This window comes from Shewanella japonica, assembly GCF_002075795.1.
In the GTDB taxonomy this organism is placed as follows: Bacteria; Pseudomonadota; Gammaproteobacteria; order Enterobacterales; family Shewanellaceae; genus Shewanella; species Shewanella japonica.
In genome coordinates, this window is sequence record NZ_CP020472.1 from 2,658,842 (window position 1) to 2,676,210 (window position 17,369).

The window sequence follows — 17,369 nt, forward strand, 5'->3', positions numbered from 1 at the left end:
CTTTTTTATTATTTCATAATCTGTTTATTACAACCCGGCAAATAAAAGGCGATTACTATGAATAAAAATAAAATAAAAGACATTGTAATTGTTGGAGGCGGTACTTCTGGTTGGATGACCGCAGCCATGTTAATCAAACTATTTAAGGCTCAACTTAACATCACATTGATTGAGTCAGAGTCCATTGGCACCATTGGTGTCGGTGAAGCGACCATCCCTCCTCTTCAAATATTCAATAGTGTCCTTGGAATCAACGAGGCTGACTTTATCAAACAAACCCAAGCGAGTTTTAAACTAGGAATCCAATTTGAGAATTGGGGTAAGGATAAAGACAGCTACATGCATGCTTTTGGCCATATTGGCAAGGATATTGGCTACACTCAATTTCATCATTATTGGTTAAAATCCTCGCCTCAAAATGCTCATTCATTTTGGGGTTACTCACTCAACTATCAAGCTGCTGCAGAGAATAAATTTGCTCCTATAGACACAATTAAGGGCTCTCCTCTTGCTGGAATAACGCATGCGTATCATTTTGATGCATCTCTTTATGCCCAAATGCTAAGGCAATATAGTGAAAACTTATCAGTAAAACGTCTTGAAGGATTCATTAGCTCAGTACAGCTCAAGCAAGAAGGCGACATTCGATCGGTTACTCTTAAAGATGGCCAGGTCATTAACGGCGATTTGTTCATTGATTGTTCCGGGTTTGCAGCACTATTAATAGGCCAGCAATTAAATGTCGGTTACGAGAATTGGCAACATTGGTTGCCGTGTGATAGTGCTTACGCAGTGCCATGTGAGCGCAGTGAGCCATTAGTCCCCTACACTCGCTCAATAGCTCATAAAGCAGGATGGCAATGGCGTATACCATTACAACATCGTACCGGAAATGGGCTCGTTTATAGCAGTCAGCATATAACAGATGATGAAGCTAAATCGTTATTGCTCAGCAATTTAGATGGAAAACCACTTGCTGAACCCAAAAAGATAAGCTTTACAACTGGAAGACGTGAAAAGCAGTGGCATAAAAACTGTGTTGCTATTGGTCTTTCCAGTGGGTTTCTTGAGCCCCTTGAATCAACCAGTTTACATTTAGTTCAGTCGGCAATAATTCGATTAACAAAGTTCTTCCCACATCAAGGTATTCAACAATCCAGCGTTGACGAATATAACCGTCAATCAAAGTTGGAGTTTGAACAGATTCGTGACTTTATCATTTTACATTATCACGTGAATCAACGAAGCAGTTCATCCAATAAAACTGACTTATGGCAACAATGTCGAGATATGCCAATACCTGCATCATTACAGCAAAAAATTGACTGTTTCAGAACAACGGGAGCAGTCACTCGATATCAAGATGAACTGTTTACAGAAGCGGCTTGGATCCAGGTCTTACTTGGCCAAGGGGTGACACCAAAAGATTATAACCCACTCGCTAACAATATTAACCAAAGTGATCTCACTGAGTTTTTAAGTAATGTAAAACAGATCATTTCTGGTGCAGTTACTAATATGCCAACACATAATGACTATATTCAGCGGCTTTAAACGCTATAACCAGTAATCTCATCCCCAAATAAAATATATAAAGCAAGGTTTATAATATGACGGATCAGTTTAAATTAGCTTACCCACTACTAATAAGTTTGCTGTTTTCAGCGCCAGTTGCTTCAGAAGTATCATCATTTTCAGTTGAGCCAGAGTCATGGTGGGCTGGCATGCATAACAGCCAACTCCAATTACTGGTTTATGGTGACAATATCGCCAACAAACAAATCAGACTCGCCCAAGCTAATGGGGTTAAATTAATTGACGTTCATCAATCTAGCAGCGATAACCACTTATTTGTCGATCTTGACCTAGCTAATGCCAACCCACAAATGTTAACGTTCGCCATTTATGATAACGATAAACTAGTGCAGCATTTTGATTACCCTATCCTTGCACGTGAGCCAGGATCACGTGACAGACAAGGCTTTAGCAATAAAGACGTCATTTATCTAATAACACCCGATCGTTTCGTAAATGGTAACCCTGATAATGATAACCACCCAGATATGCTCGAAAAAGTTAATCGTGCAGACAAAGATGGTCGACATGGCGGCGATATTATGGGGATCCGTAAATCACTTCCTTACTTGAGCGAGTTAGGTGTTACCCAGTTATGGATTAACCCGCTTTTAGAAAATAATCAGCAAAAGTATTCATATCATGGTTATTCCACCACTGACTTTTACAACATAGATCCCCGCCTTGGCAGTAACGAAGAATACAAGTCATTAGTCGAAGAAGCGAAGCAGTTCGGAATTGGAATTATTAAAGATGTTATTGTCAATCATATGGGTTCAGGACATCGCTGGATGGCAGATTTTCCAACTTCAACTTGGATAAACGGCCAGCAACAATGGCAACAAAATCCATCTGATATCTTATATACCAGCCATCGAAGAACAACAGTACAAGACCCTTACGCACTGAAAAGTGACAGAGCCGAGTTCGAAAACGGATGGTTTACTGACACCATGCCTGACATGAATCAACATGATCAGTTTATGGCAAATTACCTGATTCAAAATAGCATTTGGTGGGTGGAATATGCAGGGTTAAGTGGGATCCGTGAAGACACCTATTCATATGCCGACAAGACATTTTTAACTCGCTGGTCAAAAGCGATTATGGATGAATATCCAAACTTCAATATTGTCGGTGAAGAATGGACTGCGAACCCGATTACAGTCAGTTACTGGCAAGCGGGAAAACAAAATGCTGATGGTTATGTGTCACATACTCCTAGCATGATGGACTTTCCGCTATATGAAGAAATGATTAAAAGCTTAACCGATAAAGAGGACTGGGGAAGCGGCTTAATCACTTTATATGAAATGCTTGCCAATGATGTGATTTATGCCAAACCGACGGATTTAGTCTTATTTGAGGGCAACCATGATACCAACCGCCTATACAGTTTGATGGGTGAAGACTTAGCGACGTATAAAATGGCGATGACTTATGTGATGACAAGTAACCGTATTCCACAAATGTTTTATGGAACAGAAGTGTTAATGACTAGCCCAACCAAAGACCGAAATGATGGGTTAGTGCGCAGTGATTTCCCTGGCGGCTGGCCAACGGATAAAGCCAATGTATTTGATCAAACAAACTTAACGCCAGATCAATTAGATGCGCTAACGTTTAATAAGACCTTATTAAACTTTCGTAAAAACTCACTTGCTATCCAACAAGGTACCCTGTCTCATTACGTGCCTAAAGACGGTGTTTACGTGCAAGCAAGACGTTATCAAAAATCTGATAAAAATGAAGATATTCTGATCATATACAACAAAAATGAAAACGCTGTTGAGCTTGATTTAAATCGATTTAGTGAAGTGCTCAGTCAGCATACCTCAGGCGTTGAACTGTTCAGTCAACATTCGTATTCATTAGATAAGCCACTCACTTTACAAGAAAAAGGTGTCATTATCTTAAGCTTATCTAACTAATAACAAAAATGACTGCAGCGATTAAATTATTCAACTAAACCGCTGCAATAATAAGAGATAATTATGCATACCCTATCAAGTAATAATAAACCACAACTGCGGACTTCTGTACTCGCCAGCGCACTCGTATTTTTTGCTGCAGGGTGTAGTCACTCCAGCACATCGATTGAAAATCACATTGCAGAATCAGAAGATAAGCTTCACGATACAGCACAACACAACACAAGTGCTTTGACTGGAAAGCCGGTCATATATCAAGTCTTCACGCGTTTATATGGTAATACCAATACAACCAACAAACCCTGGGGAACCATAGATGAAAATGGTGTCGGTAAGTTTAGTGATTTTACTGATGTTGCCTTACAGGACATAAAATCACTTGGAACCACGCACGTTTGGTACACAGGTGTGCCCCATCATGCATTGATCAATGACTACACTGATTATGGGATCAGTAATGATGATCCTGACGTTGTAAAAGGCCGTGCAGGTTCTCCCTATGCAGTAAAAGATTATTATAACGTTAACCCTGATTTAGCTGATGATCCTGCTAATCGCTTAAATGAGTTTGAATCACTTATATTGCGCACCCACAACAATGGCATGAAAGTGGTTATCGATATCGTGCCGAATCACGTTGCAAGGCGCTATGAGTCGATTGATCAATCATCTAGCTTACCTAGTCATCGTAATTTTGGCCAAAACGATGACACTAATGTGGAATACGCTAAAAATAACAACTTTTACTATATTGTAGATCAAGCATTTCAAGTGCCTGACAGTCATCAAGGAAAGCAGCCTTTAGGCAGCGAACGACATCCACTTTCAGATAAATTATTTGAAGAAAGCCCTGCTAAATGGACAGGGAATGGATCGCGATTAGCAAAGCCAGATGCGAATGATTGGTATGAAACTGTAAAAGTTAACTATGGTGTCAAACCTGACGGTACCTATGACTTCCCTACACTTCCTGAAGGATTCAATAAAAAGAACCCTGCTGAGCATTACTTGTTTTGGCAATCTCAACTGCCAACAGCCATACCTGATTCATGGATTAAGTTTAAAGACATCACCGAGTTTTGGTTAGCAAAAGGGGTTGATGGTTTTCGCTATGATATGGCAGAGATGGTTCCTGTAGAATTCTGGAGCTATTTGAACAGTAATATTAAACACATCAATCCAGACGCTTTTTTATTAGCCGAAGTCTATAACCCAAGTCTGTATCGTGACTATATTCACCTAGGAAAGATGGACTACCTTTATGATAAGGTCGATTTATACGACACATTAAAAGACATTATTCATGGTAAAACTGCTACATCTCAAATAGCCGTTGATCAGGCCAAAGTCGCGGATATTGAAGAGCATATGCTGCACTTTTTAGAGAACCATGACGAACAAAGGATCAATACCACTGATTTTGCTGGTAGTCCTGAAGCAGCCTTACCAGCTATGGTCGTATCGACCACGATTAGCCGTTCACCTACTCTTTTGTATTTCGGTCAAGATGTCGGTGAAAAAGGCGCTGAAAACGCAGGTTTCGGTCAGGCCACACGTACGAGTATCTTTGATTATGTGGGCGTACCAGCGCATCAACGTTGGATGAACAATGGTAAATTTGATGGCGGGCAATCAACTGAAGCAGAGAAATCTCTTCGTGCTTACTATCAAACATTGTTAAATTTAAGCCATACTGCATCTGCACTCAATGGCGAATATTTTGAGCTAGATACACATAACCGTGATGCATCTGTAGCAACAAAAAATGGTTACTCAGACAAGCTGTTTGCATTTAGCCGTTATGATGAAAACCAATTTATCGTTGTCATCAGCAATTTTAGTCAACAAGAAGCAACAGACTTAACGTTAAGTTTACCTAAAGCCTTGCTTAAAGCGGTAAGCTTAACTGATGGTGTTTATAAGATGACAGATTTACTAACGACTGAAGAACAGACTGAGATGACGGTTAATCAAGATATTGGCACAATATCGATAACGCTAAAACCATTACAATCTAGTGTGTTAATGATTGAACTATAACGTCTTTCATCATTAATCGTTTAAGCCAGATAGCCATGTTATCTGGCTTTTTATTTACATTTATTACAACGATTTATTTATATAACTCAACTTCAACAACGGTAATACTCAGCTCGGCAGTTAAATCAGCCAACAATAGCTTGCTTAACTGCGCTGCTGCACTGTATAAGCCACTATTATCGTTATCTATAACCAAGGTTAAAAACCGTTCACTCCAAGGTAAAAGATGTTGGCTCAGTAGCACCTCTGTTCGACTTGTCCCCTCTTCACCTTGGCTAGATGCTAAGCCTGAGACACTATCAAGTTCTAAACAATGCACCAAAGCAACTAACATCAGGCTAAAGTGATCTGTCGGTTCATTATGTTCAAGATTAAAATTAAGATCTTGGAGCTTACAAAAGTCCATAAAGGCAAGCGTTGTATGGTCAAATAAACGATTTTGTTTATTTAAATAGACTGATCCCCAAGGATACGCTAACTTGCCCTTCGGCCTCACAAATAAGGCATTAAAATCTTGTTTAAGTGCTAATAATGGCAGTTGTGATGCTAACTGTTTAATTTCATCTATTTTTAATAAAGCTAGATCTTGCAAATTCGTTTTATTTGTTATGAATATTGATATATCGAGTTCAGATAAGGTATTTTTAAATTCTTCATCAGGATTTCGATAAAAAATTTCAGCTAAAATATTAAACATTAACGCTATAGATTTAACGTTATCTGAATTACTCATGTTTATTCCTTATTATTTAATTTACACCATATTATTTCAGGTTATTATTAATATCTGTGATGCATTTCCAGTTATAAAAAGTAATAGCGATGATTTGTAAGCACAGTGATTTAGATCATTATTCAATGCTTAAAAAATTCGTATGATGTTTCAATGCGGTTTATTAATAATAGGTAAACTATGTTAGTCATGAGCTTTAAAGAAAGATGGCGAGCAGCCGAATTGGCCAGTGCTATCGAAAACACCTTAAAGAATGAAGCTGTGTGGTTAGCATCATCTAACCCAGCAAAATCGATAGATGCTATCAGCAGAAAGCTTGCAAGTATGGTAATTAATGACTTCAGACGTGTGGAAACCTTTCCTAAAACCTTAACGGAGTCTGAATTATTAAGCGCTTTTTTTAACGGCTTCAGCGTCGTAATTAATAAAAGTATTAATCAAGAAACCATTACAAAAACCGACTACTCTATCATTGCTTTAGCAAGAGGTTTTGCATTAGATATTGATTTATCCCATGAACAAGCATTATTAGAGCAAGCAAGTTCAGTTATTCAAGTTGCAAATAACTGGGATAAGCATATCAGAAATTTAAATCAAAGACGTAATACTCGATTTACTGTGTAATGATTTTTAAAGCTAGTTTATAAAAAAACATTAAAAACTCTGTCACCTAGATAACAAATCTTTATTTATTATTGTTCGTCTAAAAAACTATACTTTAGTATTAAAAAAGCCTGTTAAATTAACAGGCTTTTACATAACAGCATTTCATTTTGAGCTTTAAAAAGGACATTAATATTTTAAATGCTCATATTATTAACGATTTGTCAGTCACTAACCTCTTAATTTAATAAAGACTGTACTTGGCGCAGTACCTAAATCTTGATGACCATCACCTGACATACTCGCACCAGGTAACGCTAACGCCTCACTGAGATCCATCACATCAAGAACCTGTACGGGACATCCCGTTACACAGAAAGGTTTTTCACCGAGATCAAGCCTATCCTTGCACATATCACATTTGGTTAGCACACCTCGACTTGGGTCGATCTTAGGCGCATCATAAGGACACGCATAATGGCAAACACCACAACCAATACAAGTAGATTCATCTATGTATACAATGCCATCATCTCGTTGGATCATCGCACCTTGTGGACATTTCTCGACACAAACCGGTGACTCACAATGGTGACAAGACTGAGATAAAAATACCGAAACTTCTCTACCTTCACTATTTATTTTTTCGCCTTGGCTAATATCGCGCAAAGTAACGAATTCATTGACGTCGTTACCTGCTTGGCAAGCGACGGTACATGCTTCACAGCCGACACAGTTTTCTTGGCGAAATACAAAACATTTTTGTTCAGACATTTGTTTTTTCCTTAATGTAATGGATTACGCCAAAGCGATATCAACACGAGTTGAGTGGAAAGTTGAACCAAAGTTCATATCGGTTAATTCACTATTGGTAAGCTGATTAATAGCAGTGCCACTGCCGTTTTCATTGAGTTTTTTCCATGCATTTTTCCAAGCGAAAATTGTTCCTGCTGGTGTCATAGCTTCAACTCTTGCAGTGTATTGAATCACCACATCACGCTGACCATAACGACTTGCCGTTAACTTAACTTGGTCGCCATCACTGATCCCTTTGCGCATAGCATCATCTGGGTGAATATAAACCATATGTTGCGGGAAAGTGCCTTCAATATACTTAACGTTTGCCCATTGCGAGTTACTCAGCTTGGGATGCGCTGGTGAAAGTAAACGGAATTCACGTGATTTTTCATCATCTGTCATGCCTTTGGTGACAAAGTCATCTGACTCTGGCGTACCAGTATCGATAACAGGATTGAATTTTTCAGGATCGAAATAAGTACCACTGGTGTCTTTAAATTCAATTTTTCCGCTAGGCGTTGGGAAGTCATAATTTTTACGGAATGGGTAATCAACCACTGGGCTATCCCAGTTTTGAACACAGAGTTCATCGTAGCTAATGTTGCCCTTCCAAGTACCACGTAAAATATCCTCAATACTTTCACTAAACTCAGGGTCGCTGTAACCCATGGCTTTAGCTAAATCTTGGAAGATAATGGTATCTGGTTTTGACTGATATAACGGGCTAATCGCTTGCGTGCTGTGTTTAGCATAATAACAGTGGTAACTATCAATCATATTAGCTTGCTCAATGTAACTTGAGGTTGGCAGTAAATAATCAACGTAGTCCATGGTATCGGTTTGGAATAGATCAATCCCGACTAAAAATAAGTCATCCCGCATTAATCCAATTTCAATTAAATCAGCATCAGGAGCAATAGCAATCGGGTTACTTGAATATACAATCATCGCTTTAATTGGATCGCATGGTTCGTCAAACGCTAATGGGCCGACTTGACCGTCTTCATGCTGATAATCTTCTGGCAGAAGTGATTTACCAATTTCACTAATATTGACAGTATCTCTTACAGCATCTTCTGGTGTTAAATGACTACCGCCAGAATATGCCCAGTCAAACAACCCACCAGCTTGAGTGTTCAGATACACAACGCCTGCACCGACTTTACCAATATTACCTGTTAAAGCAGCTAGCGTTGGAATAGCTTTTACCATACGCCCACCATTTAGTGTACGTTGTAAGCCATAACCAATACGGATCATTGCACATTCAGCGCCAGCATAAGCTCTTGCAAAAGACTGATACTGTGACTTGCTTACCCCTGTTTCAGCTTCAATTTGCTCATGGGTAAATTCTTCTAATCTTGCCAATAACGCATCATAGTCTTGGGTATACGATTCAATAAACCCAGTATCATGCAAGCTTTCTTCAATCAATATCTTAGCAATACCAATAACCAATGTTGCATCAGTCCCTGGTGTCGGTTGTAACCAGATATCTGCCTGTGATGCTAGCGGCGTTCTTGCTGGGTTAACTACCAGTACTTTTGCCCCTTTATCACGTGCTTCATTGATAAATTTTAAGTGATGAATATTGGTCGCTTGTTCGTTTGTTCCCCACGATACAAAACACTTGGTATTGACGTAATCTTCTGGGCTCGGACCGGAGAACTCGCCTAAAATTGAGCTCATGCCAGAATAACCCGCACTAGCACAGATGTTTCGTTGTAAATTACGGCTCGCAATTCGGTTAAAGAAACGGTTAGCACCTGAACTGGCACCAATGCCGCTATAGCCTGAATAGAAATAAGGCACAATGGCATTACCAGAATAGGTATCAATAACTTCATTTAATTTTGCAGCAATTTCGCTATTAGCTTGTTCCCAACTAATTGGCTCGAAGGTTGCGCCAGGACCACGAGGACCAACGCGTTTCATTGGTTGCTGTATGCGGTCAGGACTGTAAATTGATTCGAGATACGCATGGCCTTTTACACATGGCGTACCTGCAGTAACAGGATGCGAAGGATCGCCACTAACAGAAACCGCAACCCCATCTTTAGTTGAAACTAGCAGGCTACATCTATCACCACAGTTTCTTGGACATGTTGTATGAAAAACACCGTCGGGTTCAGGTGTTGGCGGCTCTGTTACAGGTGGTTCTGTTGTATTGTCATCATCGCTACTAGAACACCCCATGATACTCGCAGAAAATGCAAAAGCACTACTGCCTTTTAAAAAACTACGTCTGTTCATTGCCATCATTTAATCCTTATTGTTATTCAAAAAAACCATAGCAAATAGTCGTGTTTTGTTAACAAAAAAAGATTAAAAAATATAATCTGTTCAAACATTTAGAAAATCATTTAACGCTATCACAGTTTCATCTTTTGGATATCAAGTTTTCACATATCAAAAGTTATTGTTAGTAAATATCTCATTAAAAATTTAAAGCAGTAAAAATAAAAACAAATGTATCAGCACGATCAATATTTACATTGTCAGTATCAAACATTCACTGTTACATCCAGTTATTTTCCTAAAAAGTGCAAACTAAGACTTACCAAAAATTTATCCCTCAGCAAAGTGTATTTAAAAACAACAAATTCTAATTTTTGAAATCAGCATTGCGAATTTTTGGTTTGAATACGTATGCAGTCAATTGCGGCAAAAATATGAACAGCTCTAGTATGAAGTTACAAAAATAATTAAATCTATAATGGAGTTGTCAATGTCGCCGGTTTCAAGGAAGTCTCAACCTAATGTCTCGCTGCTACCCAAAAGAAATTTAGCTCGTCTACCTTTATTAATTAGTCTTGTTTTGCTTGGCGCCCACCAATCGGCTCTCGCAAAAACAGTAACCGTAAATTCTCCAGATAAGCGTATTTCAGTTAGCTTGACCGATGACGGTGACAGACCGGAATATAAAGTAACTTTTAACGGTAAAGAAGCCGTACTTAATTCAAGACTAGGGTTAGTTTTTGAAACATTTGGTGAATTTGGTAGCGGTTTTGATATTACAGAGTCCAGTAAGTCAACGCACTCTTCTCGATGGCAACAACCTTGGGGCGAGCGTGAATGGATAGACGACAACCATAATAAGCTGACAGCGACTTTTTCTAATGGTCGGCACCAATTTGCACTGGAGTTCAAAGTATTTGATGACGGTATCGGATTTAGATATCTCGTCCCCAAGCAAGCGTCATTTGATAAAGTGACTCACCTTAATATCACAAATGAGCTGACAGAATTTTCCGTTCCTGATGCGCATCATGCAACTGCGTGGTGGATCCCTGGCCGAGGCTGGAACCGTTATGAGTATTTATATCAAACAACATCGGTTAACAAAGTCGACCGTGCCCACACACCTTTCACTTACAAATTAACTTCAGGGCTTCACTTAAGTATTCATGAAGCGGCTCTAACAGATTACGCAGCGATGGTATTAGATCAGCGCCGAGATGGCACGCTTAAAGCCGATCTCACCCCTTGGTCTGATGGCACCTTAGTCAAAACTCAACCTGGTTTCACTACCCCTTGGCGCACTATTCAAATTGCTGATGCAGCAACAGGACTTCTCAATTCAGATTTAATCCTTAACCTGAATGAACCGAACAAACTCGGTGATGTTTCATGGGTTGAACCTGGTAAATACGTCGGTATTTGGTGGGGGATGCACATTAATGAAAACACTTGGGGTTCTGGCGAAAAACACGGTGCAACCACCTCAGAAACGAAACGTTATATGGATTTTGCAGCTAAGTACGGTTTTGATGGTGTTCTCGTTGAAGGCTGGAATCTTGGTTGGGATGGAAGCTGGTTCCATAACGGTGATGTATTCAGTTTTACTCAGTCTTATGATGATTTTGATATTGATGCTGTCAGTGCACATGGAGCAAACAACAATGTGCGTTTAATTGGCCATCATGAAACTTCAGGTTCTGTGACCAACTACCGCAATCAAATGAGTGACGCTTATGATTTATATAAGCAACACGGCGTAACACAAATCAAAACAGGTTATGTTGCTGATGGTGGCGACATTAAGCGAGTCGACTCGCAAGGTATTGTTCGCCATGAATGGCATGATGGTCAATTTATGGTTAATGAGTATCTTCATAGCATTACAGAAGCTGCTAAACGTCAAATTAGTATTAATACTCACGAGCCAATAAAAGACACTGGTTTAAGACGAACCTACCCTAACTGGATTTCTCGTGAAGGCGCTCGCGGACAAGAATTTAATGCATGGGGAACGCCTCCTAACAGTCCAGAGCATACCTCAATATTGCCATATACACGCATGCTATCAGGACCGATGGACTTCACTCCGGGTATTTTTAATCTTGCCCCTGAGGGACTTGATGCCGTTAACCGCGTCCAGACAACCCTCGCAAAACAACTGGCTTTGTATGTTGTACTATACAGTCCAATTCAAATGGCAGCTGATTTACCAAGAAATTACGTTGAACGATTAGATGCATTTAAATTCATTCAAGATGTACCAACGGATTGGAGCGAGAGTATTGCAGTCGCTGGCGAGATTGGTGATTTTGTTGCCTTTGCACGAAAAGACCGCGCTTCAGAGGATTGGTATTTAGGCGCACTAACCGACGAATCTGAGCGGGAGTTAACAATCAAGTTAGACTTTTTATCATCTGATAAATCCTATCAAGCACAAATATATCGTGATGGAGCCGAAGCTGATTGGAAGACCAATCCATACGATTATGTTATTGAAAACAAGCAAGTAACAGCGAAAGATACCTTAACATTAGCCCTTGCCACCAGCGGCGGTGTAGCGATTCGTTTTATCCCATTCGATTAACACTCAACTTTAAGTCTCCCCCCAAAAACCTGATGCGCAAAGTGATTGTTGCCATCAGGTTTTTCTTCATTTACATTGCCTTAGCTCACAAAAAAACAACACCGAAGACGCCATGACATTTAAGAAAACACTCCACAACCTTGTTACAAATATGATCAGTTTTCGTTGTGCATAAATGATGAATACGTATGTAATTAGTTGTACCAAAATCCACCACAAGGCTAATATAAAACCTGCTAAATTTCTTCCTCTGCTTGTGGGGATGAAATGGGCTAGGTCGTTACTGGCGCATCACCTTCATCGGATTGTGTCAGGTTTAAGAACCTTTCTAACTTCTTTATCAATCGAAGTCAGAATACGAGGTCTTTGGCGAATACCCGTCTTAGGGAGATGTGTATTCGCCATTTTTTTAACTATCGTCTAATCAAGCCGAAATGAATACCTAGCAAAATAACAAGTAACAATAAGAATTCAGCCATGATGCTGAACAGCCCATTTATAATGGAAGATAAAGGAAGATACATGTCTGCCGATAATACATCGCATCAGGGTACACCGAATAAACAATCGCTTCGTCAGCAACCAGAATTAAACTTCTGGCAAATTTTCAATATGTGTTTTGGATTTTTGGGGATCCAATTTGGTTTTGCACTTCAAAACGCTAATGTCAGCCGTATTTTTCAAACCCTAGGCGCTGAGATTGATGAAATTCCAATCTTATGGATTGCTGCTCCGTTAACAGGACTTATCGTCCAGCCCATTATTGGCTACTTAAGTGATAATACATGGAATGGACTAGGTCGCCGTCGCCCTTATTTTTTAATTGGCGCAGTTTGTACCACACTCGCTTTATTTATCATGCCGCATTCTCCAGTTTTATGGGTCGCAGCGGGCATGCTTTGGATCATGGATGCCTCAATTAACATTGCCATGGAGCCATTTCGTGCGTTTGTTGGAGATAACCTACCAAAGTCTCAGCGTACTCAAGGCTATGCGATGCAAAGCTTCTTTATTGGAATCGGCGCCGTTGTAGCGTCAGCCTTGCCGTATTTATTAACCAACTATTTTGATGTGGCGAATACTGCTCCTGAAGGCGAAATTGCCGACTCGGTACGTTACGCATTTTATTTTGGTGGCGCCGTTTTATTCCTCGCGGTTGGATGGACCATCGTAACCTCTAAAGAATATTCACCTGAAGAACTGGCCTCTTTTCATCAAGAAAATGATGAAGAATTAATAGCTGAAAACAATAGTGATAGCCGCACTAGAACAGCTAAGCAATATCAATTTGCTTCTATGCTTTGGATGGCGATTGGTGGTGGTTTAACAGGTTTAGTTTTTGGCCTTTCGTTAGATAAGCAGCTTTATATATTGACCATCGGTATTTTTGTATTTGGCCCTTTGCAATTTTACTGCGCCAAAGCCCTCGCAAAAGTTAATCCAAATGACATCGCTGAGCGCGAAAGTCTAGGCATGGTATTTAACGTAGTTGATAATTTATTCCATATGCCAAAAGCCATGCACCAATTGGCCATCGTACAATTCTTTTCATGGTTTGCCTTATTCGCGATGTGGATTTATACCACTTCAGCAGTCACCTCTTACCATTACGGTACCAGTGATGTACTGACCAAAGCCTACAATGATGGCGCTGATTGGGTCGGTATGCTATTCGCTTCATATAATGGTTTTGCTGCTGTTGCTGCGATTGCAATACCGTTTCTAGCAAAAGCAGTCGGAATAAGATTCACACATACCATCAATTTAACATTGGGTGGTTTGGGGCTTATCAGCTTTTATTTCATTAGCGATCCTGCCCTACTTTGGATACCTATGATTGGAGTCGGCATCGCTTGGGCGTCAATCTTATCAGTACCGTACGCAATGCTATCTGGGATCTTACCACCTAAGAAAATGGGGGTATTTATGGGAATATTTAACTTTTTCATTGTTATCCCTCAATTGCTTGCGGCCAGTGTTTTAGGCGTAATTCTTAATACATTATTTGATGGAGAGCCAATCTTTGCATTAATTACTGGCGGTGTGTTTATGATTATTGCGGGTATCGCAGTGTTGTTTGTAGACCAACCAAAACAATAAGTTATTGAGTCATATTTCTGATTATTCAAATTATAAAACGTTTCGTGACTATACGCGGATCTTGATTGGGGAAAGTTACACATGATGGGTAAAAGCATTAACAGTTATAAAAAATCTACACTGGCAAGTGCGATCAATATTGCAATGATTGGCGCCTCTATTTTCGCTTTATCGGCTTGTTCAGAAACAACAGCCAACAAAGATGTTCCAACATCAACAGACACCAGTTCAGCAGTGACTCAAGTGCAAATAGCACCAGGCGCGCCAGGTGCTGCGCCTACATGGGCTTTTTCTGGTAAGACTGGTATCGGTACATCTTATGAGCCTTACATTGACGGTCAGTACCAAGGAACAACTGAGAACCCAGTCAGTAAAGTGTGGTTTTCACTCGCACAAGGGATCTTAACCGAAACCATGTATGGCATGATCCACAATGCACAACTAAAAGAAATGCAATTTATCATCACTGGTGAAGGGTTTGTCGATACAGAAAAAGATGACACGATCAGCACCATCGAATACCTACATCACGATGAACATGGCCGCCCACTTTCATTAGCATACAAAGTCATTAATAAAGCTAAAACGGCCAATATCAGATAGAAAAGCATTTTTTCACTGATCCAAACCGTGACAGTATGATGATGAAAGTTATTTTTACCGCTTTTGCTGATGGAATAACCCCTCATTTATACGCCAACCCGCATGTAGATAATAGCGGTGCTAACGATATTGCGAGTATTGAAGAGCAAGCACTTGTTGCTTACACCAATGCTAAAGACTCATCTGTGATGACGATTAAATCCGATGTAGACTTTACAAAAGCTTCAGCAGGATTTATTGGCCACTCAGACGGCTTAGTAGATTTGGCAGATAATGGCGTACTGGACAACATCTATCAATCTACCAGTAAAGCATCAGAAACTGTCGGTAACGTTGCGTTAACTGCTCAGTACAAGACGCTCAACAAAGCCACTGGTGAAAACACCTTAGAAATGAATGTGGCTATTGGTTTTGGTGCAGACAAAGCCCAAAGCTTAGCTAATGTTGAAGCCACGCTTTCTGCAGGTTACGACAAATTATTAAGTGCTTATTTAGGTGACGATAAACACCTTGGCTGGAAAGACTACTTAACTGGTTTACCCGCACTTAATGCCATGAGCAGCAATACTACTGATGATGGCAAATTACTTTATACCAGTGCGTTAGTGCTAAAAGCGCAAGAAGATAAAACCCATGCCGGAGCATTAATTGCTTCGCTATCAAACCCATGGGGTGACTCAGTCTCAGCTAAAGTCGGTAGTACAGGCTATAAAGCAGTTTGGCCACGTGACTTTTATCAATGTGCAATGGCCTTTCTTGCTATGGGCGATCTTGAAACGCCAAAAGTGGCTTTTGAATACTTGAAAAAAGTGCAAGTTAGTCAGCAAACGCCTGAATATGTTGGCACGCCTGGTTGGTTCTTACAAAAAACACATGTTGACGGTCAAATTGAATGGGTTGGCGTGCAGTTAGACCAAACGGCGATGCCAATTATGTTGGGGTGGAAGTTATGGCAAGCTGGCGTATTAACTGATGCTGAAATCACTCAGTGGTACCAAGACATGTTAAAACCCGCTGCAGACTTTTTAGTCACTGGGGGTAAAGTTAAATTAGACTGGAACGATACTGAAATAACTCCGCCAAGTACCCAACAAGAGCGCTGGGAAGAACAAGCAGGATTCTCACCTTCGACAACTGCAGCTGTCATTGCAGGATTAGTGGCAGCCAGTGATATTGCCCAACTAGTTAACGATGAAAAAGCAGGTGAATATCTAACGTTAGCCAAAGAACTAGAAGCAAGCCTTGAAACCACTATGGTAACTAACAATGGCGAACTTGCCAAAGAAGGTAAACCTTACTATGTGCGTATCAGTCCAAACGGAAACCCAAATAATGCTGATAAATTACTGGATAATAATGGTAAGCCAGGGTTAGATCAGCGCCAGATTCTAGACGGCGGTTTTCTTGAATTAGTTCGTTACGGTGTTAAGGATGCTACAGATGGTATCATTCAGAACAGCGTCATGCTGATTGACGATACAACTCTTGAGCATAATCTTCGTGTTAAATATGAATTTACTGCCAAAGATGGCAGCAAAATTCCGGGTTACCGTCGATATGGTAATGATGGTTATGGCGAAGATATCACAACTGGTTTCAGCTATGCTGAGCAAGGTAATACCGCCGATCAACGAGGCAGAGTATGGCCATTCTTTACCGGTGAACGTGGTCATTATGAGTTGGCACTTGCCAAATCGACCGGTAGTTTAACGCCAGAAGTCCACCAGCAATTAATTAATACCTACGTTCAAGGTATGGAAACATTTGCTAATGAAGGCTTAATGTTGCCAGAACAAGCTTGGGATGGTGTTGGTAATCCAACTCGTTATAACTACGCGATGGGTCAAGGCACTAACTCAGCAACACCACTTGCTTGGACACATGCTGAATACGTTAAGTTAGTTCGCTCGATGACTGACAAAGCAGTATGGGATTTCTATCCTGTTGTTGCGGATAAACTGGCTGAATAACTTGTAGATTTAGATAGATGGCTTGCGTTCAAAGCAAATTATTAACTATCGCTAAAAGAATGAGTTATTGAATTCAGAAAATTCAAAATCTTCAGTTCAACACCCACAAATCGAAAAATGCCACTCAATGAGTGGCATTTTTATTTTGGAGTTTGCTAAAACAAACCTAGCGAATACCTAAGCGTTTTGAC

General features: G+C 40.1%; 9 protein-coding genes and 1 pseudogene. 7 read left to right on the top strand and 3 right to left on the bottom strand.

Translation table 11 applies throughout. From position 1 onward, the window contains the following. The first annotated feature begins 57 nt into the window (after positions 1-57). The 3 genes from SJ2017_RS11305 (at position 58) to SJ2017_RS11315 (ending at position 5,546) form a co-directional block, all read left to right on the top strand. On the top strand, positions 58-1,554 hold the full coding sequence (locus SJ2017_RS11305) for a tryptophan halogenase family protein (protein WP_080915824.1): 1,497 nt from the start codon (positions 58-60) through the stop codon (positions 1,552-1,554). Positions 1,555-1,610: 56 nt separating this feature from the next. After that, complete coding sequence (locus SJ2017_RS11310; protein ID WP_080915825.1) at positions 1,611-3,506, top strand: glycoside hydrolase family 13 protein; 1,896 nt, start codon at positions 1,611-1,613, stop codon at positions 3,504-3,506. 63 nt (positions 3,507-3,569) lie between these two features. Next, complete coding sequence (locus SJ2017_RS11315; RefSeq protein ID WP_080915826.1) at positions 3,570-5,546, top strand: alpha-amylase family glycosyl hydrolase; 1,977 nt, start codon at positions 3,570-3,572, stop codon at positions 5,544-5,546. Positions 5,547-5,619: 73 nt separating this feature from the next. Here SJ2017_RS11315 and SJ2017_RS11320 read toward each other — a convergent pair whose 3' ends face one another. After that, positions 5,620-6,279: a TorD/DmsD family molecular chaperone gene (locus tag SJ2017_RS11320; RefSeq protein WP_080915827.1), complete on the bottom strand. Its 660-nt coding sequence runs from the start codon at positions 6,277-6,279 to the stop codon at positions 5,620-5,622. Positions 6,280-6,459: 180 nt separating this feature from the next. Between SJ2017_RS11320 and SJ2017_RS11325 the strand changes: the two genes are divergently transcribed. Continuing rightward, entirely contained in the window at positions 6,460-6,903 is a 444-nt protein-coding gene (locus SJ2017_RS11325; RefSeq protein WP_080915828.1) for a hypothetical protein, read from the top strand. A gap of 210 nt (positions 6,904-7,113) precedes the next feature. Here SJ2017_RS11325 and SJ2017_RS11330 read toward each other — a convergent pair whose 3' ends face one another. Together SJ2017_RS11330 and SJ2017_RS11335 are read right to left on the bottom strand one after the other, a co-directional pair. Beyond that, positions 7,114-7,656: a 4Fe-4S dicluster domain-containing protein gene (locus SJ2017_RS11330; RefSeq protein ID WP_055026013.1), complete on the bottom strand. Its 543-nt coding sequence runs from the start codon at positions 7,654-7,656 to the stop codon at positions 7,114-7,116. Positions 7,657-7,680: 24 nt separating this feature from the next. Continuing rightward, the gene (locus tag SJ2017_RS11335; RefSeq protein WP_167692915.1) at positions 7,681-9,933 is read right to left on the bottom strand and encodes a molybdopterin-containing oxidoreductase family protein; all 2,253 of its coding nucleotides are present in this window, start codon (positions 9,931-9,933) and stop codon (positions 7,681-7,683) included. Positions 9,934-10,408: 475 nt separating this feature from the next. Between SJ2017_RS11335 and SJ2017_RS11340 the strand changes: the two genes are divergently transcribed. The 3 genes and pseudogenes from SJ2017_RS11340 (at position 10,409) to SJ2017_RS11350 (ending at position 17,178) form a co-directional block, all read left to right on the top strand. After that, a complete protein-coding gene (locus SJ2017_RS11340; RefSeq protein ID WP_156003240.1) occupies positions 10,409-12,505 on the top strand; it encodes a glycoside hydrolase family 97 protein in 2,097 nt (698 codons plus the stop codon). 522 nt (positions 12,506-13,027) lie between these two features. After that, positions 13,028-14,605, top strand: coding sequence for an MFS transporter (locus SJ2017_RS11345; protein WP_080915831.1), 1,578 nt, complete (start codon positions 13,028-13,030; stop codon positions 14,603-14,605). An 81-nt stretch (positions 14,606-14,686) separates the two neighbouring features. Further along, positions 14,687-17,178: pseudogene (locus tag SJ2017_RS11350) on the top strand (glycoside hydrolase family 15 protein). Positions 17,179-17,369: the final 191 nt, after the last annotated feature.